Source organism: Bradyrhizobium monzae, assembly GCF_021458635.1.
Taxonomy (GTDB): domain Bacteria; phylum Pseudomonadota; class Alphaproteobacteria; order Rhizobiales; family Xanthobacteraceae; genus Bradyrhizobium.
Window position 1 is genome coordinate 1,809,594 of the sequence record NZ_JAIRDQ010000001.1, and the last position, 20,004, is coordinate 1,829,597.

Sequence of the window (20,004 nt, forward strand, 5' to 3'; positions counted from 1 at the left end):
GCATCATGCTGTTTCGCAATCTTTTCGCAGCACTCCTCGTGGCGGTTTCGATCGACGCAGCGCATGCGGCACCGCGATGGCTGAACCTGCCGCCGACGCCGACCTTGCCCAAGGCAACGCAGAGCGGCTTCGCGCCCGTCAACGGAATCAAGATCTGGTATGCAACGTTCGGCCGCGGCGAGCCGGTCGTGCTGCTGCATGGCGGCCTCGCCAACGCCAATTACTGGGGCCACCAGGTCCGCGCGCTGCAACGGCATTATCAGGTCATCGTCATGGACAGCCGCGGCCACGGGCGCAGCAGCCGTAATCAGGAGCCGTATGGCTACGACATGATGGCCTCCGACGTGGTCGCCTTGCTCGACCATCTCAAGATCAGGAAGGCCGCGATCGTCGGCTGGAGCGACGGCGCGATCATCGGCCTCGACATTGCGATGAAGCACCCGGAGCGGGTGAGCAGGCTGTTCGCCTTCGCCGCGAATTCGGATCCGTCGGGCGTTGCCGATATCGCGTCGAGCGACGTCTTCAACGCCTACATCGCGCGGGCGGGCGAGGAGTACAAGCGCCTCTCGCCGACGCCCACCGAATACAAGAGCTTCGTCGCGGAGATTACCAAGATGTGGGAGAGCCAGCCGAAATGGACGGCCTCCGATCTCGCAGGCGTCAAGGTCCCGACCTGGATCGTCGACGGCGACCACGACGAGGCGATCAAGCGTGAGAACACCGAGTTCATGGCCGCGAACGTTCCCGGCGCCGGCCTGCTGATCCAGCCGCAGGTCAGTCACTTCTCGTTCCTGCAGGATCCGGAGCAGTTTTCAGACGATTTGCGGCATTTTCTCGGTCGCAGCGGTGCAGCGGCGAAGTGAGAATGTCGCAAGGCAGGCAAAGCGACAGCGTGCCCACCACGTCGATCGCGGATGCCGAGAGATGGTGGGCACGGCGCAAGGCGCCTTTGCCCACGATGAGACAGCCGCTGTTGCGAGCGCGGCGAAGCAATCCAGACTGCCTCCACGGAAAGATCCTGGATTGCTTCGCTGCGCTCGCAATGACGGAGTGCGCGGTAACAGCGCGTATCCCTCTCGTGCCCCGGACGCGCTGCAACGCGCGAGCGTTGCTGCGCAGAGCCGAAGAGGCGCTGCGCTGCGTCCGGGGCACGAGAGGTGAGTTCGAGCCAACAAAAAACGCGGCGTTTCCGCCGCGCTTTTCAATTCGATCTGCCGCTTGCAATCACGCCTGCGGCTGCGGCTCCAGGCCGGGATCCGGATCGGGCCGCGGCCGCGACTTGCCGGCCGGCGGCACGGCGGAGGCGCGCGGCGTGGTCGGCTCCAGCACGGACTCGCGGTTCGGCTTCTTGCCCTTGAGCAGGTCGACGATCTCGTCACCGGAGAGCGTTTCGAACTCGAGCAAGCCCTTGGCCAGCGCCTCGAGGTCACCGTGCTTCTCGGTGAGGATGCGGGTCGCTTCCTTGTAGCCTTCCTCGACCAGACGACGGATCTCGGAGTCGATCTTCTGGACGGTCGCCTCGGAGGCATTCTGCGTCCGCGAGACCGACATGCCGAGGAACACCTCGTCCTGGTTCTCGCCGTAGGAGACGGTGCCGAGTTCTTCCGACAGGCCCCAGCGCGTCACCATCATGCGGGCAAGGCGGGTGGCCTGCTCGATGTCGGAGGCGGCACCGGACGTCACCTTCTCACGGCCGAAGATCAGCTCTTCGGCGACGCGGCCGCCCATCATGATGGCGAGCCGCGAGGTCATCTGCTCCAGGGACATCGACAGCTTGTCGCGCTCGGGGAGCTGCATGACCATGCCGAGGGCACGGCCGCGCGGAATGATGGTCGCCTTGTGGATCGGATCGGTCGCGGGCACGTTGAGGCCGACGATGGCGTGGCCGCCCTCGTGATAGGCCGTCAGCAGCTTCTCTTCCTCGGTCATGACGAGCGACTTGCGCTCGGCGCCCATCATCACCTTGTCCTTGGCTTCCTCGAACTCGGCCTGGGTCACCATGCGCTTGTTACGGCGCGCGGCGGTGAGAGCTGCTTCGTTGACGAGGTTCATCAGGTCGGCTCCGGAGAAGCCCGGTGTGCCGCGCGCGATGGTCTTGAGGTTGATATCCGGTGCCAGGGGCACCTTGCGGACGTGAACCTTGAGGATCTGCTCGCGGCCGACGACGTCCGGATTGGGCACCACGACCTGGCGGTCGAAGCGGCCCGGACGCAGCAGCGCCGGATCGAGCACGTCGGGACGGTTGGTCGCGGCGATCAGGATCACGCCCTCGTTCGCCTCGAAGCCGTCCATCTCGACCAGCAGCTGGTTCAACGTCTGCTCGCGCTCGTCATTGCCGCCGCCGAGACCGGCGCCACGGTGACGACCGACCGCGTCGATTTCGTCGATGAAAATGATGCAGGGCGCGTTCTTCTTGGCCTGCTCGAACATGTCGCGGACGCGGCTGGCGCCGACGCCGACGAACATTTCGACGAAGTCCGAACCGGAGATGGTGAAGAACGGCACGTTGGCTTCACCCGCGACCGCACGCGCGATCAGGGTCTTACCGGTGCCGGGAGGGCCGACCAGCAGCACGCCGCGCGGAATGCGGCCGCCGAGGCGTTGGAATTTGCCGGGGTCGCGCAGGAATTCGACGATCTCCTGCAGGTCCTGCTTGGCTTCGTCGACGCCTGCGACGTCCTCGAAGGTGACGCGGCCATGGGCCTCCGTCAGCATCTTCGCGCGCGACTTGCCAAAGCCCATCGCCTTGCCGGCGCCGCCCTGCATCTGCCGCGACAGGAAGATCCAGACGCCGATCAGCGCGATGAAGGGCAGCCAGGAGACCAGCAGCGAGACGAACCACGGCACGTTGTCGCCGGGCGGCTTCGCGGTGATCTGGACCTTGCTGTCGTACAGGCGCTTCACCAGCGTCGGGTCGTTGGGCGCATAGGTCTGGAAGCTGGAGCCATTGGTGAAGGTGCCGTGGATGTCCGGGCCCTGGATCACGACGTCGCGGACACGGCCCTGGTCAACCTCGCTCAGCAGCTGCGAGAAGGCGATGTCCTGCGAGGAGGCCCGCTGGCCCGGATTCTGGAAGAGCGTGAACAACGCCAACAGCAGCAAAACAATGATGACCCAGAGGGCGAAATTGCGCAGATTGGCGTTCATCGATCTTCCTTCGTGGTCGCGCGGATCGCGGCCTCATCCTTGGGCAGACTAGAGAAAATCCCCAAGGAATCCTCTCGGTTAGACGTATACAATCTAGGTGCCGCCTCGGTCGCTGCCAAGGGAACGAGATGGGACTATTTATCCCATCTTAGAGCGATTCCCGCTGAAATAATGGCATCAAGGCCGGGGTTTCTCATGCCTGGTTAAGGTGTCCTGACCCTCGGTTGAGATGTCCCGACCCTCGATTGAGGTGTCCTGACGGTCTTCGGCGGAAACGGCCGGTGTCATGGTCCGCCCTCATCCGCCTTTCGAGCCCCTTCGACTTCCCTTTTAGCTTCCCTTTTTGACTTCCCTTGGGGACCGCCGGGCCGGCGCAGGCGCGATGTGGATACGCCCCCCGGCAAGGCTGATCAAGGCTCCCGCCAGGGTCTGCTTCAGGATGGCACGGCCCTTTGCGGGCGCACGGGAGCGAGCTGCCACGTCCTGATCACGCATGGACTGATCGAGCGCGGCCAGCAGGGTCTCGACCTTGCCGAGTTCCGCCGGCCCCTCGTGCCCGAGCGCGTCGATGGCCCGCAGCAAGAGCCGCAGCCGGACTTCGTCCGGCAGACTCGCAAAGGCTGCGGCCTCGAAACTGCGAACGCCCGGCTGCGGCGCGTCGCCGCGATCCCGCAAACGCAGGAAGCGCTCGGCGCCGTCGGTCAGCACCTCGACCGCCGCGTTGGCCCGGGCGAGCCGTGCCGACAGCCGCGCCAGCGTGCGGGCATCGCCGCCCTCGGCTGCGAGCTGCGGCAGAAGCGCCCGCAGCCGAGGCCGCGTGAAGGCTGCGTCGCGGTTGGTGGGATCGTCGGTAAAGCCGATTCCAGCCCGCTTCAGGGTCGCGATGAGCTGTGATTTCGGCACGTCGAGCAGCGGGCGCGCCAGCACGAGGCCGTCGCGCGTCGTGAGGCGCGCCATCGCCGAGAGGCCGGCGATGCCGCTGCCGCGGACGAGCCGCATCAACAGGGTCTCGGCCTGGTCGTCGCGGGTATGCGCGGTCAGCACATGGCTCGCGCCGGCGACGCGCGCCGCCTGCGCGAGCAGGCGATAGCGGGCCTCGCGCGCGGCGGCCGGCAATCCCGTTGCCGGCTTTGCACCACGCCACCGCAGGGTCCGATGCGTCAAGCCGAGCTCGGTAGCGAGCCGCTTGACCTCACGCGCCTCGCGCGCCGCCTCCACCCGCAGGCCGTGATCGACGGTGACGACGGTGAGCTCCGGGCCGCGCGCGAGGCCACGCCGCCAGCGCGCCGCGAGCCACATCAATGCGACCGAGTCGGGACCGCCGGACACCGCGAGCACCAGCGCCGGCGCAGCTTTCAGCTCGGCGAAGAGCTGCTTCGCCGCACCTGCGGAGATCGGAGAATTGTCGTCGTCTGACATGACGCAGCAATTTAGCGCAGCGCCATCGGCGTTGTCAGGTTCAAACGCCGCAGATCAGCACTTCACCCGCTTCTGCTCGCGATCCACCGCGGCTTTGACGCCGGCGGAGGCGCGCGGATATTTGCGGCCGACCTCGCCGAAGGCAGCGCAGGCGGCTTCCTTCTCCTTCAGCGCGGCGAGCGACTGGCCGAGCCGCAGCAGCGCATCCGGCGCCTTGGCCGATTTGTCGTACTTGGTGGTGACGGCCAGGAAGGCCTCTGCCGAGTCGCGATATTGCTGGCGCTGGAAATAGCTTTCGCCGAGCCAATATTGCGCGTCGCCGAGCAGCGGATCGCTCGGATATTTCGCCGTAAAATTCTTCATGGTCTGCTCTGCAAGCGCATAGTCCTTGCGCTGCATGTAGCCGATGCCGAGGTCGAACTCGTCGCGCGGCGTCGCCGAGGGCGGCAGGGTCGCGAGAGCCGGACCACCAGCCTGCGCGGGATTACCCTGCTGGGCCGGCGGATAGCCGGGCTGGGCCGGTGCCGCTGCCTGCGGATAGCGGCCGCCATTGTTGGAAAGGTCGAGCGGCTCGCCGGCGCCACGGCCGCCGGGCGCACCGCCTTGAGTCGACATCGGCTGCTGGCCACCACCGAGCGCGCGCGGCGCGCCGGGCGCATTCGGAGTCTGGCTCGGGTCGAACGCATCGCCGCGGCGGCGCGTGCCGGGTGCGCCGGGGCCCGGCTGCTCCTGAACGATCGGCGCGGGCGCAGCGATCTGCGGCTGCTCGTAATTCGGCTGCGCAGCCTGTTGCTGCTGTGGAGGCTGCGGGCGATAGCCAGGGGCAACCTGAGCGGGCGGCACGGCCGCGACGTTGGGCGCTTGGCCGGGAGCCGCGCCTTGCGCGCCGCCCTCGAGCTGCCGGATGCGATCCTCGAGCTGGCGGTTGCGATATTGCAGCTCTTCGTTCTGGCCGGTGAGCTGGCGCAGCTGGTTCTCCAGCCGCTCGATCCGCATCTCAGGGTCGCCGTCGTCCGACTGGGCGAAGACAGGCGAGCACAAAGAGAGCAGCGCGGCGAACGCCACGGTGCCGGTAATTGCCTTGAATTTGGATGACATCTTGCCCTGACGACGGAAACGAAATCTGCGACGGAACATGCGACGCGCCACACTTTGAAAGGCAGTACGCCAAAAATGTGACTGGCACCACGGGGTTTCTGTCACAGATCGCTGAAACGAAACCGGCGCCCGAGAGGGCGCCGGCATAATCGGTTTCCGAAGATGAACGGCGGCTGACTAAATGTCAGGAGCTCGCGTTCAGCACGGTCACAGCGCGACGGTTTTGCGACCAGCAGGAGATGTCGTTACAGACGGCGACCGGGCGCTCCTTGCCGTAGGAGATCGTTCGCATGCGGTTCGCATCGATGCCGCGCGAGGCGAGGAACGATCGGACCGACTGGGCGCGGCGGGCGCCGAGCGCGATGTTGTATTCGCGGGTGCCGCGCTCGTCGGCGTGACCTTCGATGGTGAAGGAGTAGCGCGGATAGGTCTGCAGCCACTGCGCTTGCTTCTCGAGGGTCACGATCGCCTGCGGGGTCAGATCGGTCTGGTCGCTCTCGAAGAACACGCGGTCGCCCACGTTCACCACGAAGTCCTGCTGGCTGCCCGGCGTCGCCGCGCTCGCATTCGCATCCAAGCCAGCGTTCTGCTTTGCGCAGGCGCCCATCGACAATGCGATGGCAACCACCGCGGCCAGCTTCCATCCCTGGAGGATACGCATAGGATATTTCATTCCGGAGCCTCCACGCTCACGTTCGTCCACTGCTGTCCGGTCTACAGGGGGTTGGTTAAGCGAACGTTCCGTCAACCTTGACGGAACCTTGCCTCAGCCGGTCAAATGCCCCCAACCAGCGAAAAGAATCCGGCATGGTTAATGGGTTGTAAATGTGGCGCGAGGGTGAAGGCAAGCGGCGTTAGCCGGCAAAAATGCCGAGCCTGCCGGAATTTTGGGCCTTGTGGGCCGCTCAATGTGGCGACCGGATGGGGAACCAGCGCTAGTCAGGCCAGGGTGGCGGCTGGAGCGCTGAGCGGCGCCCGAACGAGAACCGGCCGCAACACAGCCGGGCGCTGATTATTGCGGTCGAACAGCATTCGTCGTTCAAACGCATTCGAACGCATGATCGGAAAGCGTGTCAGCACCTTCTCCCGAAGGTTCTTGAAATCGGACGCCATCAACGACGTCTTCATCGTATGCCAGCCCGGAAACGCGCGCGGTTCGGCAACAGGCTCATGCAAAAACACGCGGCGGTAAAATGGCTGATGATCGGGGCGCACCATCGCGAGGCCCGTATCGGCATTGAAATATTCGCAAGCCAGATAGGCCAGCCGCAGGGTCAGATAGGGGAGTTCTGGAAGTCGCTTGGCTTTCTCAGGATCGGCGGCAAGTCGAGCTGGATCGACGAAAACCTCACCCCGATCGAGGCGCCTGTGGAGAACATCGCCATACAATTCAGTCGAATAGGACATGCGCCATTCCCGCGTCAGGAGATGGATGCGGACGGAACTGCACAGCTCTCCATCGACGTAAACGCCGAATATCCAGACGTTGGGCGCGTCGTCATAGACATCGCGGACCTGACAAGTTTCTGATGGTAAGATCAGTCCGCCATTCAGATACGCTTTGTAGCGTAGAAGGTAGACGGAATCTCTGTCTTCGGGAGACTCGATCAGCCGGTAGTCGATGCGATCGAACAGCGCTGCCCCGCGTACCGGCGACGGCCTGCGTGGCTCGGCTTCAGACGACATCCGGTACTCCCAAACCTCTAAACAACTTCCGCGAGTACCGAAAGATTAAAGCTTTCTTAACATAATTGCAAAGCTTTAGAGGGGTTAGGGTTAACCTTTTGAGGCCCGCAAAACCACGGGTACAGCCCGGTATCTCTCGTGTGAAGGTCGAGCGTTGGACGAAACTAGGCGAGTGATCGTGAGGAGACGACCATCAAATGGTCCTGCATGCGATTGCCATGCGAAGCATTGAGCAATTGACGGACCCGCACGGCCGGGACCGGACGGCTGAACAGGTAACCCTGTCCTTCGGTGACGGTGCCATCGGCGATGATCAGCTCTAGCTGCTCGCTGGTCTCGATGCCCTCGACCACGACCGCCATGCCGAGGTCTGCCGACAGGCGCGCCACACCGCGCAACAGCGTCAGCGGACGGTCGGTGTCGATGCCCTCGAGGAAGGAACGGTCGATCTTGACCTTCTGCATCGGGAAATTGTGCAGGTAGCTGAGGCTCGAATAACCGGTGCCGAAATCGTCCAGCGAGATGCGCACCCCGAGCGCATGCAGCTGCGACAGGATATCGTGGGTGAGCTGGGTGTTGCGCAGCAGCGAGGATTCGGTGATCTCGATCTCGAGGCGATGCGCCGGCAGGCCCGAGACTTCGAGCGCATAGCGGATCTCGCTCAGCACGTCGCGTTGGTGGAATTGCTGCGGGGAGAAGTTGACGGCGACGCTGACACCCTCCGGCCACTTGATGCATTCCATGCAGGCTCGGCGCAGGATCCAGCGGCCGAGATCGACGATCAGGCCCATGTCCTCGGCGACAGGGATGATGTCGACCGGGGAGACCGTGCCGCGGACCGGATGATTCCAGCGCAGCAAAGCCTCGCAGGTGGTGATCCTGCCGGACTTCAGATTGACGAGCGGCTGGTAGAACAGCTCGAACTCCTCGTTGGCAAGCGCCTTGCGCAGGTCGAGCTCGAGGATGCGGCGGGCTTCGACAATCGCCGCCATCTCGTCGCGAAAGAAGCAGAAGGTGCCGCGGCCGTCGGCCTTGGCGCGGTAAAGCGCCATGTCGGCGTTCTTGAGCAGCGTGTCGGCGCTGACGCCCTCCGGCGGGGTCAGTGCAATGCCGACGCTGGCGCCGATCTCGACCAGATGATTGTCGATGCGGTAGCGCTCGCTCAGGCGCTCGACGATACGGCGAGCGAGGCTCGCGGCATCCTCGGCCGCACTGATGTTCTGCTGGAACACGACGAACTCGTCACCGCCGAAGCGGGCTACGAAATCCTCCGGTCGCAGCATCTCCCGCAGGCGGTTGGCGACCGCACAGAGGAGTTGGTCGCCGGAGGGATGGCCAAGCGTGTCGTTGACCTGCTTGAACTGATCGAGGTCGATGAACAACAGCGCGGAGAGGCGCTCGGCATGATGCGATGCCGCCAGCAGAGATTCGATCTCGTTGCGGAAATGGACGCGGTTGGGAAGCGCGGTCAATTCGTCGTAACGGGCAAGATGGGTGATCTTGGCCTCGGCGTTGCGCCGCTCGGTCACATCCTCGAGCAGCAGCACCGCGCCTCCGTCGGCCATCGGCTGGACGGTCCAGGACAATGATCGGTTTCGTGCTGCGTCAGGATCGATGGTAACGATCTCCTGCGCTTGCGAATTCTCGATCCCGGCGATGATCATCTCGCCGCTCGCAGCGGAGATGGAGCCGGAGCTGACGCACGCGGCCAGGATGTCACGCGCGGTGGTGCCACCCCGAACGAGATCGTCGGGGAGCTCCAACATCTCGCCGAACCGGTGATTCATCACCGCAAGTTGTCTGTCGACGCGGAACATGCACAGACCGTGCGGCATGTTGTTCAAGGCGGTATCGAATTGGCCGGCGAGCGCCGCTTCGCGTTCGCGTGCCACGACCGCGCGCATGAATATTCTGTGCAGGTTGGCCGAGAGCTGCATGATCGCCAGCAGAAACGCGCCGCTGACGAACGCCATCGCGATGTAGTAAGGCGTGCCGCGTACCGCCAAGGCAATCACCGCGGGACCGAACTGAAGCAGGGCCTGCTGATGAAATATTGATGGCCGACCGTAAGCTCTTCCCGCTCCTCCGGCCACGATCCCGGTGGTGACGGACAGAGCAATGAGGTGGACTACGGCGTCATCGTTGCTCAATAAAGCGGTCGAGCACCATGTGCCGATCGCGACGGCTTGAATCAACGCACCGATTCGATAGCGCTTCTGCCACTTGCCGGCTTCTTCGGCCGTGAGGGCCGACTTGCGCGGGTCGAAGCGCCGCAGATCGAACACACGGATCGCGCCTGCAACGACAAGAAACAGGACGCACGCCCAAAGCAGGGTTTGTCCCGTCTTCAGCGCGGTTAGGCCCGCCGCAAAAGCGACGAAGACGATACCCGCGAACAACGGGCCGGACGCTTCGAACAGCGAATCGATCAGCGCCGCCGAAAGATTCGAGGGCTTTTGATCGATCCCGCCTGTCTGGCTTGCGAGCTGCATTTGAGTTTGTACGCGCGTCCTGTTTGCCGCGTAGTTTTACCCAGACCAGATGAAGCCTTTCTGAGGGAACATCGTTAAAGTCGGGTTGTTTTTCGGCAATAGCGAAACTGTTTCCGCTGAAATATCAAGCAACTAGGCAAGGCTTGCCGGGCACAAGGTGAAGGAAAGCTTGCCGCGCGCGCAGAAACCCGAGAAATCGGCGCTTTTTTTTTCGAAAAACATCGCGCGTCACAGGACGCGCGAGGTCTATTGACCTGCGGTCGCCGACAGCAGCGGCGACCACGCCGGATCGGAGGCGAAGCCGGGCGTCGGCACCTTCAGCTCGTTGCGGCCCGAGATGTCGACGGAGAACAGCGACGGTCCGCCATTGCCGCCGGGATCGCGGAAGAACATCAGCACGCGACCGTTCGGCGAGAAGGTCGGGCCCTCATTGTGATAGCCGGAGGTGAGGAGCCGCTCGCCGGAGCCGTCCGGCTTCATGACGCCGATAGAGAACTGCCCACCGCCCTGCCGGGTGAAGGCGATGTAATCGCCGCGCGGCGACCACACCGGTGTCGAATAGGTGGCGTTGTTGTCGTCCTTGGAGAAAGAGATGCGCTGCGCCTGTCCGCCGCCCGCCGCCATCACATAGATCTGCGACCTGCCGCCGCGATCGGACTCGAAGCAGATACGCGTGCCGTCCGGCGAGTAGGACGGAGACGTGTCGATCGCCGGCGTGTCGGTCAGGCGCGTGGTCGAGCGCGAGCGCAAATCCATCACGAACAGGTTGGAATTGCCGCCCTGCTGCAGGCTCATGATGACGCGCTGGCCGTCCGGCGAGAACCTTGGAGCAAAGGTCATGCCGGGGAAGTTGCCGACGATCTCGCGCTGGCCGGTCTCGATGTTGAAGAGATAGACCTTCGGATCGCCCTGCCCGAACTCCATATAGGTGATCTCTTGCGAGTTCGGCGAGAAGCGCGGCGTCAGCACGAGATCGGCGCCGCGGGTCAGATAGCGCACATTGGCGCCATCCTGATCCATCATCGCCAGCCGCTTGACGCGGCGCTCCTTCGGCCCGGACTCGTCGACGAACACGACGCGGCTGTCGAAGTAGCCCTTTTCGCCGGTCATCTGCTCGTAGATCTGGTCGGAGATGATGTGGGCGATGCGGCGCCAATATTCCGGCGAAGTGAAATATTGCTGGCCTGCGAGCTGCTGGCCGGTGACGACGTCCCACAGCCGGAATTCGGCCTTGAGGCGGCCGTCCGGCTGCCGCGTCATGCGGCCGGTGACGAGGGCCTGCGCGTTGAGGGTCTTCCAGTTCTGGAATTGCGGCGCGACGTCGATGTTGCTGATGCGCTCGATGAAAGCGGCCTGGTCGATCGGGGCGAACAGGCCCGAGCGCTTCAGGTTGTTGGTGATGACCTGGGTGACGCCGTTGCTGACATCGCCGTCGGCAGGTGAGCCCGGCACGAAACCGGTGATCGCGATCGGGATCGGACGAAACTCGGTGGGATCGATGCGGAGCCGCCCCTGCTGCTGCGGCTGTTGGGCGAAGGCCTGGCCGCCCCCGAGCAATGCGAGCGTCGACCCGGTCAGGGTCATGAAGCGGCGGCGGTTCATCGATCGAACGTCATTCATCGGAAAATTCTTTTGTTCGGATGTCACAACATGTCTTTCAGGCCGAAAGTCATCGGAATGAGCTTCCAGCTATCGTATTGCTGCTTCGGCAGGAACGAATAGACCTGGCACTGCACGATGGCGCGCTTGGCACTCTCCGCCACCGCCTGGGCGATCGACCGCGACGGTCCTCGCACCGCGACGATGACCGGCTCCGACGCCAGCGATCCGTCGACCCTCATGGGAATGTCGATGTCGGCTTCGTACAGATTGGCGTCCTGTCCGTTATAGGTGGGCGTGAAGCAGCGCTTGACCGCGCCCTGGAACGCACCTTGCCAGGTCGCGACATTGTTGGCGGCTGTCCCGGACGTCGAGCCCAGCGAAGCGGACGCATTCAGTGCTGATCCCGCGAGCTCGTGCCGGGTCGCAGCACGCTTGTCGAGGTCGCGCTGAATCTGCGCGGGGTCGAAGCTACGCTCCTTGGGCTTCGGCTGCTGCTGCGGCTGGACGGCCGCGACCTTCTGCTCCACCGGCTTGGGGGGCGGCTTCTTGGTGTCGAGCTTCTTCTGGAGCTCCGCGATCGGATCTTCCTTGGCCGGGTCAGGCTTCTTCTCCTGCGGCTTCGGCTCGTCCTTGGGCTTGGTCTCCGCGACCGGCTTCGGCGGATCGGGCTTCTTCTCGACCGGCTTTTCGACAGGCTTCGGCGGCGTATCGGGGGTCGAGTTGGTCTTGATCAGCTCCTTCTTCTCGGTGACCTTGCCGACGGCATCTTCCTCGGGCTTGGCCTCGGCGATCTTCTCGACCTTGGGTTTCGGCTCTTCCTTCTTGCCGGTCTTCTGCCCGTTGGTGATCTGCGCGAGCTGGTCGGTGGAGATGATGTCGATCGGCAGCGACTCTTCCGGTGCGATGAAGGCCTTGCTGCTAAAGGTGAGCAGCCCCCATCCAATCACGAGGACGTGGAGGGCAATCGACGCAACCAGTGTCTTGTCGACGTTCACCTTCACCGGCTTAGGACCCCTGATCCGCCTCGGTGACGAGCGCCAGCTTCTTGAAGCCCGCGCCCGACAATTGGCCCATTACCTTGGCCACGGTGCCGTAATCCGCCTTCTTGTCGGCGCGCAGATAGATGCGCTCCTCGAGCCCGCCACGTGCATCCGTGATCGCCTTCAGCTTCGGGATCAGTTCGTTGATCGCGATCTCGGCGTCGTTGATGAACACCTTGCCGTTGATGTCGACCGACATCTGGATCGGCTTCTGGTCATTGGTTTCGAGGCTCTTGGCCTGGGTCTGCGGCAGGTCGAGCGGCACGCCCACGGTCAAGAGCGGCGCCGACACCATGAAGATGATGAGCAGCACCAGCATCACGTCGACCATCGGCGTGACGTTGATTTCGGCCATGACCGGCTTGCGCCGGCCGCGACGGCCGCCGCCTCCGGACGAACTGGCTACGTTCATGCCCATGGCTTGGTGCCCAATCCCGCCTTCACACTATACATGCCGTCCGTCAGCCCCGCTCGTCGATCTGGCGGGACAGAATGGCTGAAAATTCATCAGCAAAGCCCTCGAGCCGCTGCGCCTGCCGGTTCACCTCGGAAGTGAACTTATTGTAGAAAATAGTGGCAGGAATGGCGGCGATAAGGCCGACCGCGGTCGCAAACAGCGCTTCCGCGATGCCGGGCGCGACCACCGCCAGAGAGGTATTTTTCGACGCCGCGATCGACTGGAAGCTCGACATGATGCCCCAGACCGTGCCGAACAGGCCGACGAAGGGGCCGGCGGAGCCGACGGTCGCGAGCACCAGGAGCCGGCGTTCCAGCCGCTCGACCTCGCGGGCGATCGAGACGTTCATGACCTTGTCGATGCGCATCTGCAGGCCCGCGACCGAGCGGGCGTGGCTCTCGAAAGAGCGCTTCCATTCACGCATCGCCGCGACGAAACAGGCCGCCATGGAATGGGTCGGCTTGGCCGAGAGCGTGCGATAAAGTTCCTCGATCGACTCGCCGGACCAGAACGCCTGCTCGAACCGGTCCATGGAACGCCGGGTGCGCGCGTAAAGAAAGATCTTGTCGATCGCGATGGCCCAGACCCAGACCGAGCAGGACAGCAGGCCCAGCATGACGCATTTCACGATCCAGTGAGCCTGCCAGAACAGCGCGATCAGCGACACGTCGGCGGAGGCGGCAACCGGAAGGGCGGACTGAGCCACGTCGGCCGGATTCATCAGAAGTATCCTCTCAAGACGATCGTTTTTTGGCGATCGTTACCTATGTCCCGGCCCGCAAATGGCGTCCGGTTCCCCAACAGCCGCGCTAGCACCGGCACGGCCGGCAAGCCCGCTCAAAGCCTTGTCTTTCTGGGGTGCAGGGGCTTGTCCAAAGCCGCCGCCTGCATTCCCTGCCAAGATGTCAAAACTAAGGGCCTCGACGACAGCTCCGGGCGCGATTGTCCATCATTACCAGAGCCCGGCGATGGTTAATGCTGGGTTACCAGCGACGAATTTGGTCGCGGGAAAGGTAAGCGCAGCAGGCGGTTGGCGGGGATGTTGGATACATGGAGGCTATCGGCCCCGCGCGAGCTGCGTGCCCTCCCTCTTTGGGGCCCTTGCGGGAGCGAGGGCGAGTCAGGGGCTCCCACACGGCACACTTTTTCGGTTGGCGTTCTCGCGGCGCGTTTCGTCCGCGCGGGGCGCACGCCGCATCCGAAATTCGACACAGCTCTATTGTTTTTGTCTGCAACGCGCCCGAGAGTGTCGATGGGCTGCCCGACAACCGATGGTGGTGATCAATGAGCTGCCCGTCATATGGGAGGTCTTCATGGAACAGATTCTGATCAACCTCGTCTCAGGTGCGCTTGGTGGAGTTGGCGCGGGCAAGTCTTCGCCGACATTTGATCTCGGAATGGCTGGAAACGTCATTTCCGGTCTGGTCGGTGGTGGCGTGCTCGGCCAGATCGTGACGATGTTGCTTCCGTCCGTCATGGCCGCAGCGCAATCGGGAAATCTCAGCGTTGGCGGCGTCGTGTCACAGGTTGTCGCCGGTGGCGCCGGCGGGGCGATACTCACCGCGATCATTGGCGCCATCAAGAACAAGGCCTCCGCCTGATCCGTCGGACCGCGAACTACCACTTCTCCTTCGAGGTCCGAACGTCGAGCTCGAACGACCAGGCTCGCTCGGGCTGGCGGTAGAGGAATGCGAAGGCATCGACGATGCCCTCGATGCTGATCAGGCTGTCCTCGCGGCCGGCGGCGTCGGGAAAGCGCGAGAAGATCTTGTCGCCGGCGATCGCGCCGTCGACCACGACATGGCCGACATGGATGCCGTCGGGCGCGTATTCCTTGGCCATGGCCTGCGCCAGCGTGCGCACGCCTGATTTGGCCGAGTTGAACGCGCCGTAGCCGGAGCGTCCGCGGAGCGAGGCGCTGGCGCCGGTGAAGAGCAGCGTGCCGGTCTTCTTCGGCACCATGCGGCGCACCGCTTCGCGGCCGAACAGGAAGCCGCCGAAGCAGACCACGCGCCAGGCATTCTCGAAATAATCGGCGTCCATCTCGATGATCTTTCCCGGCGTGTTGTTGCCGGCGTTGTAGATCGCGAGGTCGAGGTCTTCGCCGCCGGCATCGAACAGGGCGGTGATGTCGCTCTCCCTTGTCGCGTCCGCCACGACAGGCGTGGCCACGCCGCCGGCCTTCGCGATATCATCCACGACCGCCTGCAACGCCGACCGCGTCCGACCCGCGACGATCACCTTGAGCCCCTCGGCTGCAAAACGCTTGCAGAGCTGGGCGCCAAGGCCGCGCTCCGGTCCGACGCCGATCACGATTGCCGTCTTCATTGCACGCTCCGACAAATGAAAGCTGATGATGGATCACGCCGCCGAGGCGGGCTCGGGGCAGTTGGTCAGCCGCGCGGGATTGCCGACCGCGGTGCAGCCGCCGGGCACATCCGATGTCACGACCGTGCCGGCGCCGATTTTCGCAAGATCGCCGATGCTGATATCGCCGAGAATGCTTGCGCCGGCGCCGATATAGACACCGCGCCCGATGCGCGGCGAGCGCGTCGGCAATTCACCGCCGCGGCCGATGCTGACGTTCTGCAGGATCGTCACCTCGTCGCCGATCACGACATTGGCGCCGATCACGATGCCGGTGGCGTGATCGAGATAGACGGACGCGCCGATCTGCGCGGCCGGGTGGATGCTGACCTGCAGGACGTTCGACGCCTCGTTCTGAAACAGCAGCGCCGCATCGCGATGGTCATGACGCCAGAGCCAGTGCGAGACGCGCCAGGCTTGCAGCGCGACATAGCCTTTGAAATGCAGCAACGGCGCCAACAGGTTGGCGATGGCTGGATCGCTGCGCGTGATGGCCTGCAAATCGCGGCCGGCCGCTTCGATCAATTCGGGTGAGCCGCGAAAGGCGTCGCGGGCAAAGGCGGTGAAACGCGCGCGCTCCGCTGCCGAGCCACCAAGCCTGCGCCCGATCAGATCGGCCAGGGCGGCGCCAAAATCGTCATGAACGAGGACGGCATCGGCAAGGGATTTGCCAAAGACAGGATCGGCCGCCGTCGCGCGCCGCGCCTCGCCTCGCCGCGTATCGTCTGCCAAAGACCATCGGTAGTTGCGGTCGCAGCTGCCATCGTCGCCGCCTCCGGTATTTTAGCACTTACATGCCGAATATAGGCCGTGGCCAGGCCGCGCGCCACGCCGCACCCCGAGCAGCATGCCGCAGGTCCCCGTGAGGCTACGAGCTTGCATGCCAAGCATTCGCGACCATATAATCGTTCGAATATTTCAAAAACCCGCGGTGGTCCGCCATCCGCGGGTTTTTCGTACCCGGCGCCCTTCGGCGCCGCCGACACGAAGCCCCTCACCCAAGGTCACGCCAAGACATGTCGCCCAACGCGCCCGCCGACGACCACCACGACGACGTCATGTACCCCTCGGCCATACCGTTCGTGCTGGTCCATCTCGGCTGCTTCGCGGCAATCTGGACAGGCGTCACCTGGCAGGCCCTCGCGATCTGCGGTTCGCTGTATGTCGTGCGCATGTTTGCGATCGGAGCAGGCTACCACCGCTATTTCTCGCACAAGGCTTTTGCGACCGGCCGGGTGTTTCAGTTCATCCTGGCTTGGCTTGCACAAAGCACCGCGCAGAAGAGCGTGTTGTGGTGGGCGGCCAAGCATCGGCATCATCATCTGCATTCCGATACCGAATTGGACGTGCATTCGCCCCGTCAGCGCGGCTTCCTGTACAGCCATCTCGGCTGGATTTTTTACCGGGAGCACGATGCGACCGACCTGGTGAAGGTCGGCGATCTCACGGCCTATCCGGAGCTGATGTGGCTGCATCGGCTGGAGCTCCTGCCGGCCGTGACGCTTGCGGTGCTCTGCTTCCTGGCGGCCGGCTGGTCGGGTCTGGTCGTCGGCTTCCTGTGGAGCACGGTGCTGGTCTATCACGCGACCTTCTGCATCAATTCCCTGGCCCACGTGCATGGACGCAAGCGTTACGTGACGGGCGACGATTCCCGCAACAACTGGCTGCTGGCGCTGTTCACCATGGGTGAAGGCTGGCACAACAATCACCACGCCTACCAGAGCAGCGTGCGACAAGGCTTTTACTGGTGGGAGATCGACCCGACTTATTACCTCCTGAAAGTCCTGTCCTGGTTCGGCGTAGTCTGGAACATGAAGGCGCCGCCCGAGCAGGTGCTGCGCAACGAGCAGCCGCTCGGCGCACGTGTCATCAATCGCGCGGCCCGCGAGCTTGCCGGGCGGTTCGATGCGCACGCTCTGGCGCACGCGATCTCGTCGGCGCTGCACCGGGCCGATCTGGCCCCGTTGCAACTCCCGATGCTGCACGACATCCTCAATCGCGCCCATGACGGCGTCGATGCGCTGACACACCTGCATCTGCCGAAGATTCCGACCCGCGACGAGTTTCTCGCTGAAGCCAGGGCAATGTTCGCGCGAACGCGATCACTTAACGAGATCGTGGATCACGCCTACGAACATTTCCTGACTTCGGTTCGTGCGCAGCTTGCCACAGCGCGCTGAAGCTCGCAGTCATCGCGCGCGTGGCCTGATCGGCCAGGCGGTCTTCCCCAAGACCAAACCGCCCGCCTGCGGGGTGCGCAGGCGGGCGGCTCGGGGCCATCAGGACTTTGGGGGCATACGCCTGAAGGCTTTGAGAGGTATCAGTGGTTTGAGGTCAGCCCTGCTGCTGATCGGTCGGCGGCGGGGTCGGACGCGTCTTGTGCTGGGCCATGAACTGGTCGAATTCTTCCTTGTCCTTGGCGTGGCGCAGACGATCGAGGAAATTCTTGAACTCGACCTGCTCCTCCTCGAGGCGCTGCAGCGTCTCGGTGCGATACTCGTCGAAGGCACGATTGCCGGAGGACGGCGGGCCGAAACCGAAGCCGAAGCCGCGGCGCTCCATGCGGCCGCGCATGCGGTCCATCTTGTACTGCATCCGCTCCATCTTGCTCTGCCAGCGATCCTGGTTGCTCCAGCACGACATTCTTCTGCTCCCGAGTGTGAAAAAGAGAAGGGCAAGTCCGATCGGCCACCAGATGATGAAGCCGAGAATGGTCACGGCAATCCAGCCAGGATGCCAGGGCGTATCGAGCATGTGGGGCCGCTCGTACTGTTGCTGTTGGTCCGAGGGGCCGCGCCAGCGATTGACATCAGCGGTGTAGGCCATTTCCCTTCTCCATCACGGCATCAGCGCCGTTGTGAATGTAAATAACATTTACATAGCTAGACCATCCCGCGATTTTGTCAAGCCGGCGGCCTGACAGGGTCGCGGAATTATTTGCGCAACTTTATTTCGGCTTGCCCCAAGGACCACCCGGGGGGACACCAGAACCGGAGGACGCCTCCGGTGGGACCGGCGGCGGCTCGGCGCTCTTTGCCTGCGGCCGGCGGTCGGTCGGGAAGCCGAGGCCGCGCAGATAGATCAGCACCTCGGCCTCGAGCAGCTCATCCGGCGACATCGGCAGCTTTCGTCGCGCGGCGTCCCCGCGCGAGAACAGCGAGGCGACGCCGTGCGCCATCGACCAGATATGCAGCGCCATCATCATCGCCGGCGGACGCGGCGTACCGGGCGGGGCGAGCGCAGCCAGACGCTCCGCGGCGGCGCGAATGACGTTGAAAGCGCGCTCGCTTGCGGCCTGCAGCGCTGCATTGGTATCGACCGGCAGGCCGGATTCGAACATCGCGTTATAGAAAGCCGGCTCCTCGCGGGCGAAGGCGAGATAGGCCCGGCCGACGCGTTCGAACGCGGTGACGGTGTCGGGACGGCCGTCATCCCAGGCCGCCGTGAGACGCGCTTCGAACTGCTCGAAACCGCGCTGGGCGATCGAGGACAGCAGCTCGTCACGGTCGCGAAAATGCCGGTAAGGCGCCGCCGCGCTGACGCCGGCCATGCGCGCGGCATCGGCAAAGGTGAAACCGGCCGCCCCCTTCTCGGCGATCAGGCCGAGGGCAGCCTGCAGAAGGGCTTCCTTCAAATTGCCGTGGTGATAGCCGCGCTCGGCGCGGCCCTGCTCCTTGCGCCAGCTCATGTGAACGACCTTTACATGAGCCGGGCGTGAAGGTCACTAGCGGCGATGGGGCGTGATTAACCCGTACTTCCACGGATCGCACCGGGCCGATGCAGCCTGCATCGCGCCCGGACACGACGTCCCCGGACCTACATCTGCGGGATCGCCAGCACCGGCATGACCTCGACGGCCTCGCCGGGAAAGATCGCGAAGTGCGGATGGTTCTCGAACAGCTTGGCAGCGGCCTCCTGCGAGGCCGCGCGCACCACCGTGAAGCCGGTCAGCGCATTGCTGACCTCGGTGATGCCGCTGGCGTCGATCTTGCGGGTCTTGCCGAGCGGGCCGCCGATCTCGACAATGACGTCCTTGTGCTTCTCGACCCAGCCATGCCACGCGGCCATGCCCTCCCGCTCCTTCGCTTTCCGTTCGGCCTCGGGAAGCGCATTCCAGGCCGCCATTTTCGACCCGCTCATGCTGCCGAGATAGACGGCGAGGAATTTGTGTTCGGCGCTCATCGGTTCTCTCCCTTGTTGTAGCTACGTCTTCAGATCGTCGAAACCAGCGGCGGCCGCCTGCACCTCCGGCGGGAAGTCGGACATTTCCTGCACCTGGCGGATCTCGATGATCTCATTGGCCGAGGCCGGGCACTTCTTCGCCCAGGCGATCGCCTCCTCGCGCGAGCCGACCTCGATCATCCAGTAGCCACCCAGCACTTCCTTGGCTTCAGCGAAGGGGCCGTCGGTCACGATAGGCACGCCGGTCGCAAACGAGACGCGGGCGCCCGTCGACGGCGGATGCAGGCCGTCCAGCGTGATCAGCACGCCGGCGTCTTTCAGCGCCTCGTTGTAGCGCATCATCGCAGCGACGCGTTCGGGATCGAGTTGCACGTCCGCCGGCGCGGTCTCGTAGCCGAGCGGAATCATCAGCATCATGAATCGCATGCGGTTCCTCACTTGCCTCGTCATTAAGACGAACGACGTTTTACCAAGCAGACAGGGCTGCGAAAATTATTTCAGAGGTCATTCAACT

The 20,004-nt window shown here is 64.0% G+C and carries 18 protein-coding genes and 1 pseudogene; 3 read left to right on the plus strand and 16 right to left on the minus strand.

Features of this window, described 5'->3' with window-relative positions:
- Positions 1-5: 5 nt before the first annotated feature.
- The gene (locus K3F49_RS08815; protein ID WP_234680474.1) at positions 6-863 is read left to right on the plus strand and encodes an alpha/beta fold hydrolase; all 858 of its coding nucleotides are present in this window, start codon (positions 6-8) and stop codon (positions 861-863) included.
- Positions 864-1,224: 361 nt separating this feature from the next.
- On the opposite strand, the gene ftsH is transcribed toward K3F49_RS08815, so the two are convergent.
- The 10 genes from ftsH to tolQ all read right to left on the minus strand — a co-directional run bounded on the left by ftsH (position 1,225) and on the right by tolQ (position 13,662).
- Positions 1,225-3,147 (minus strand): ATP-dependent zinc metalloprotease FtsH, encoded by a 1,923-nt coding sequence (gene ftsH / locus K3F49_RS08820; protein ID WP_234680475.1) that lies wholly within the window; start codon positions 3,145-3,147, stop codon positions 1,225-1,227.
- 330 nt (positions 3,148-3,477) lie between these two features.
- Positions 3,478-4,566, minus strand: a complete 1,089-nt coding sequence (tilS, locus tag K3F49_RS08825) for a tRNA lysidine(34) synthetase TilS (RefSeq protein ID WP_234680476.1) — start codon at positions 4,564-4,566, stop codon at positions 3,478-3,480.
- 54 nt (positions 4,567-4,620) lie between these two features.
- Positions 4,621-5,664, minus strand: a complete 1,044-nt coding sequence (gene ybgF / locus K3F49_RS08830) for a tol-pal system protein YbgF (RefSeq protein ID WP_234680477.1) — start codon at positions 5,662-5,664, stop codon at positions 4,621-4,623.
- 184 nt (positions 5,665-5,848) lie between these two features.
- Positions 5,849-6,337, minus strand: coding sequence for a peptidoglycan-associated lipoprotein Pal (gene pal / locus K3F49_RS08835; RefSeq protein ID WP_234680478.1), 489 nt, complete (start codon positions 6,335-6,337; stop codon positions 5,849-5,851).
- 266 nt (positions 6,338-6,603) lie between these two features.
- Positions 6,604-7,350, minus strand: coding sequence for an N-acyl amino acid synthase FeeM domain-containing protein (locus K3F49_RS08840; protein ID WP_234680479.1), 747 nt, complete (start codon positions 7,348-7,350; stop codon positions 6,604-6,606).
- A gap of 164 nt (positions 7,351-7,514) precedes the next feature.
- Positions 7,515-9,842, minus strand: a complete 2,328-nt coding sequence (locus tag K3F49_RS08845) for a putative bifunctional diguanylate cyclase/phosphodiesterase (protein ID WP_234680480.1) — start codon at positions 9,840-9,842, stop codon at positions 7,515-7,517.
- A 246-nt stretch (positions 9,843-10,088) separates the two neighbouring features.
- A complete protein-coding gene (gene tolB / locus K3F49_RS08850) occupies positions 10,089-11,444 on the minus strand; it encodes a Tol-Pal system beta propeller repeat protein TolB (RefSeq protein ID WP_234680601.1) in 1,356 nt (451 codons plus the stop codon).
- Positions 11,445-11,485: 41 nt separating this feature from the next.
- Entirely contained in the window at positions 11,486-12,445 is a 960-nt protein-coding gene (locus K3F49_RS08855; RefSeq protein WP_234680481.1) for a cell envelope integrity protein TolA, read from the minus strand.
- A 4-nt stretch (positions 12,446-12,449) separates the two neighbouring features.
- Positions 12,450-12,902: a protein TolR gene (tolR, locus tag K3F49_RS08860; protein WP_234680482.1), complete on the minus strand. Its 453-nt coding sequence runs from the start codon at positions 12,900-12,902 to the stop codon at positions 12,450-12,452.
- A gap of 43 nt (positions 12,903-12,945) precedes the next feature.
- Positions 12,946-13,662: a protein TolQ gene (tolQ, locus tag K3F49_RS08865; protein ID WP_027532430.1), complete on the minus strand. Its 717-nt coding sequence runs from the start codon at positions 13,660-13,662 to the stop codon at positions 12,946-12,948.
- Positions 13,663-14,254: 592 nt separating this feature from the next.
- Between tolQ and K3F49_RS08870 the strand changes: the two genes are divergently transcribed.
- Positions 14,255-14,542 carry a hypothetical protein gene (locus tag K3F49_RS08870; RefSeq protein ID WP_234680483.1) on the plus strand — a complete coding sequence of 96 codons (288 nt, stop codon included), beginning with the start codon at positions 14,255-14,257 and terminating at the stop codon, positions 14,540-14,542.
- A gap of 16 nt (positions 14,543-14,558) precedes the next feature.
- On the opposite strand, the gene K3F49_RS08875 is transcribed toward K3F49_RS08870, so the two are convergent.
- Entirely contained in the window at positions 14,559-15,269 is a 711-nt protein-coding gene (locus tag K3F49_RS08875) for an SDR family NAD(P)-dependent oxidoreductase (RefSeq protein ID WP_234680484.1), read from the minus strand.
- A 33-nt stretch (positions 15,270-15,302) separates the two neighbouring features.
- Positions 15,303-16,072 (minus strand): annotated as a pseudogene (locus tag K3F49_RS08880) (serine O-acetyltransferase).
- Positions 16,073-16,324: 252 nt separating this feature from the next.
- On the opposite strand from K3F49_RS08880, the gene K3F49_RS08885 reads away from it, so the two are divergent.
- Positions 16,325-17,488 (plus strand): acyl-CoA desaturase, encoded by a 1,164-nt coding sequence (locus K3F49_RS08885; RefSeq protein WP_234680485.1) that lies wholly within the window; start codon positions 16,325-16,327, stop codon positions 17,486-17,488.
- Between the two features lie 154 nt (positions 17,489-17,642).
- Here the strand turns inward: K3F49_RS08885 and K3F49_RS08890 are convergent, their stop codons facing one another.
- The 4 genes from K3F49_RS08890 to K3F49_RS08905 all read right to left on the minus strand — a co-directional run bounded on the left by K3F49_RS08890 (position 17,643) and on the right by K3F49_RS08905 (position 19,916).
- A complete protein-coding gene (locus K3F49_RS08890) occupies positions 17,643-18,134 on the minus strand; it encodes a DUF2852 domain-containing protein (protein ID WP_234680486.1) in 492 nt (163 codons plus the stop codon).
- Positions 18,135-18,255: 121 nt separating this feature from the next.
- Entirely contained in the window at positions 18,256-18,996 is a 741-nt protein-coding gene (locus K3F49_RS08895; protein ID WP_234680487.1) for a TetR/AcrR family transcriptional regulator, read from the minus strand.
- A 128-nt stretch (positions 18,997-19,124) separates the two neighbouring features.
- A complete protein-coding gene (locus tag K3F49_RS08900) occupies positions 19,125-19,490 on the minus strand; it encodes a hypothetical protein (protein WP_234680488.1) in 366 nt (121 codons plus the stop codon).
- Between the two features lie 21 nt (positions 19,491-19,511).
- A complete protein-coding gene (locus tag K3F49_RS08905; RefSeq protein ID WP_234680489.1) occupies positions 19,512-19,916 on the minus strand; it encodes a YciI family protein in 405 nt (134 codons plus the stop codon).
- Between the last annotated feature and the right edge of the window lie 88 nt (positions 19,917-20,004).

Coding starts and splice junctions, on each gene's coding strand:
- tolB (WP_234680601.1), bottom strand. CDS start 11,444: ATGAACCGCCGCCGCTTCATGACCCTGACCGGGTCGACGCTCGCATTG.
- K3F49_RS08905 (WP_234680489.1), bottom strand. CDS start 19,916: ATGCGATTCATGATGCTGATGATTCCGCTCGGCTACGAGACCGCGCCG.
- K3F49_RS08815 (WP_234680474.1), top strand. CDS start 6: ATGCTGTTTCGCAATCTTTTCGCAGCACTCCTCGTGGCGGTTTCGATC.
- pal (WP_234680478.1), bottom strand. CDS start 6,337: ATGAAATATCCTATGCGTATCCTCCAGGGATGGAAGCTGGCCGCGGTG.
- K3F49_RS08900 (WP_234680488.1), bottom strand. CDS start 19,490: ATGAGCGCCGAACACAAATTCCTCGCCGTCTATCTCGGCAGCATGAGC.
- K3F49_RS08845 (WP_234680480.1), bottom strand. CDS start 9,842: ATGCAGCTCGCAAGCCAGACAGGCGGGATCGATCAAAAGCCCTCGAAT.
- K3F49_RS08895 (WP_234680487.1), bottom strand. CDS start 18,996: ATGAGCTGGCGCAAGGAGCAGGGCCGCGCCGAGCGCGGCTATCACCAC.
- ftsH (WP_234680475.1), bottom strand. CDS start 3,147: ATGAACGCCAATCTGCGCAATTTCGCCCTCTGGGTCATCATTGTTTTG.
- ybgF (WP_234680477.1), bottom strand. CDS start 5,664: ATGTCATCCAAATTCAAGGCAATTACCGGCACCGTGGCGTTCGCCGCG.
- tilS (WP_234680476.1), bottom strand. CDS start 4,566: ATGTCAGACGACGACAATTCTCCGATCTCCGCAGGTGCGGCGAAGCAG.
- K3F49_RS08870 (WP_234680483.1), top strand. CDS start 14,255: ATGGAACAGATTCTGATCAACCTCGTCTCAGGTGCGCTTGGTGGAGTT.
- K3F49_RS08840 (WP_234680479.1), bottom strand. CDS start 7,350: ATGTCGTCTGAAGCCGAGCCACGCAGGCCGTCGCCGGTACGCGGGGCA.
- K3F49_RS08885 (WP_234680485.1), top strand. CDS start 16,325: ATGTCGCCCAACGCGCCCGCCGACGACCACCACGACGACGTCATGTAC.
- K3F49_RS08890 (WP_234680486.1), bottom strand. CDS start 18,134: ATGGCCTACACCGCTGATGTCAATCGCTGGCGCGGCCCCTCGGACCAA.
- K3F49_RS08875 (WP_234680484.1), bottom strand. CDS start 15,269: ATGAAGACGGCAATCGTGATCGGCGTCGGACCGGAGCGCGGCCTTGGC.
- tolQ (WP_027532430.1), bottom strand. CDS start 13,662: ATGAATCCGGCCGACGTGGCTCAGTCCGCCCTTCCGGTTGCCGCCTCC.
- tolR (WP_234680482.1), bottom strand. CDS start 12,902: ATGGGCATGAACGTAGCCAGTTCGTCCGGAGGCGGCGGCCGTCGCGGC.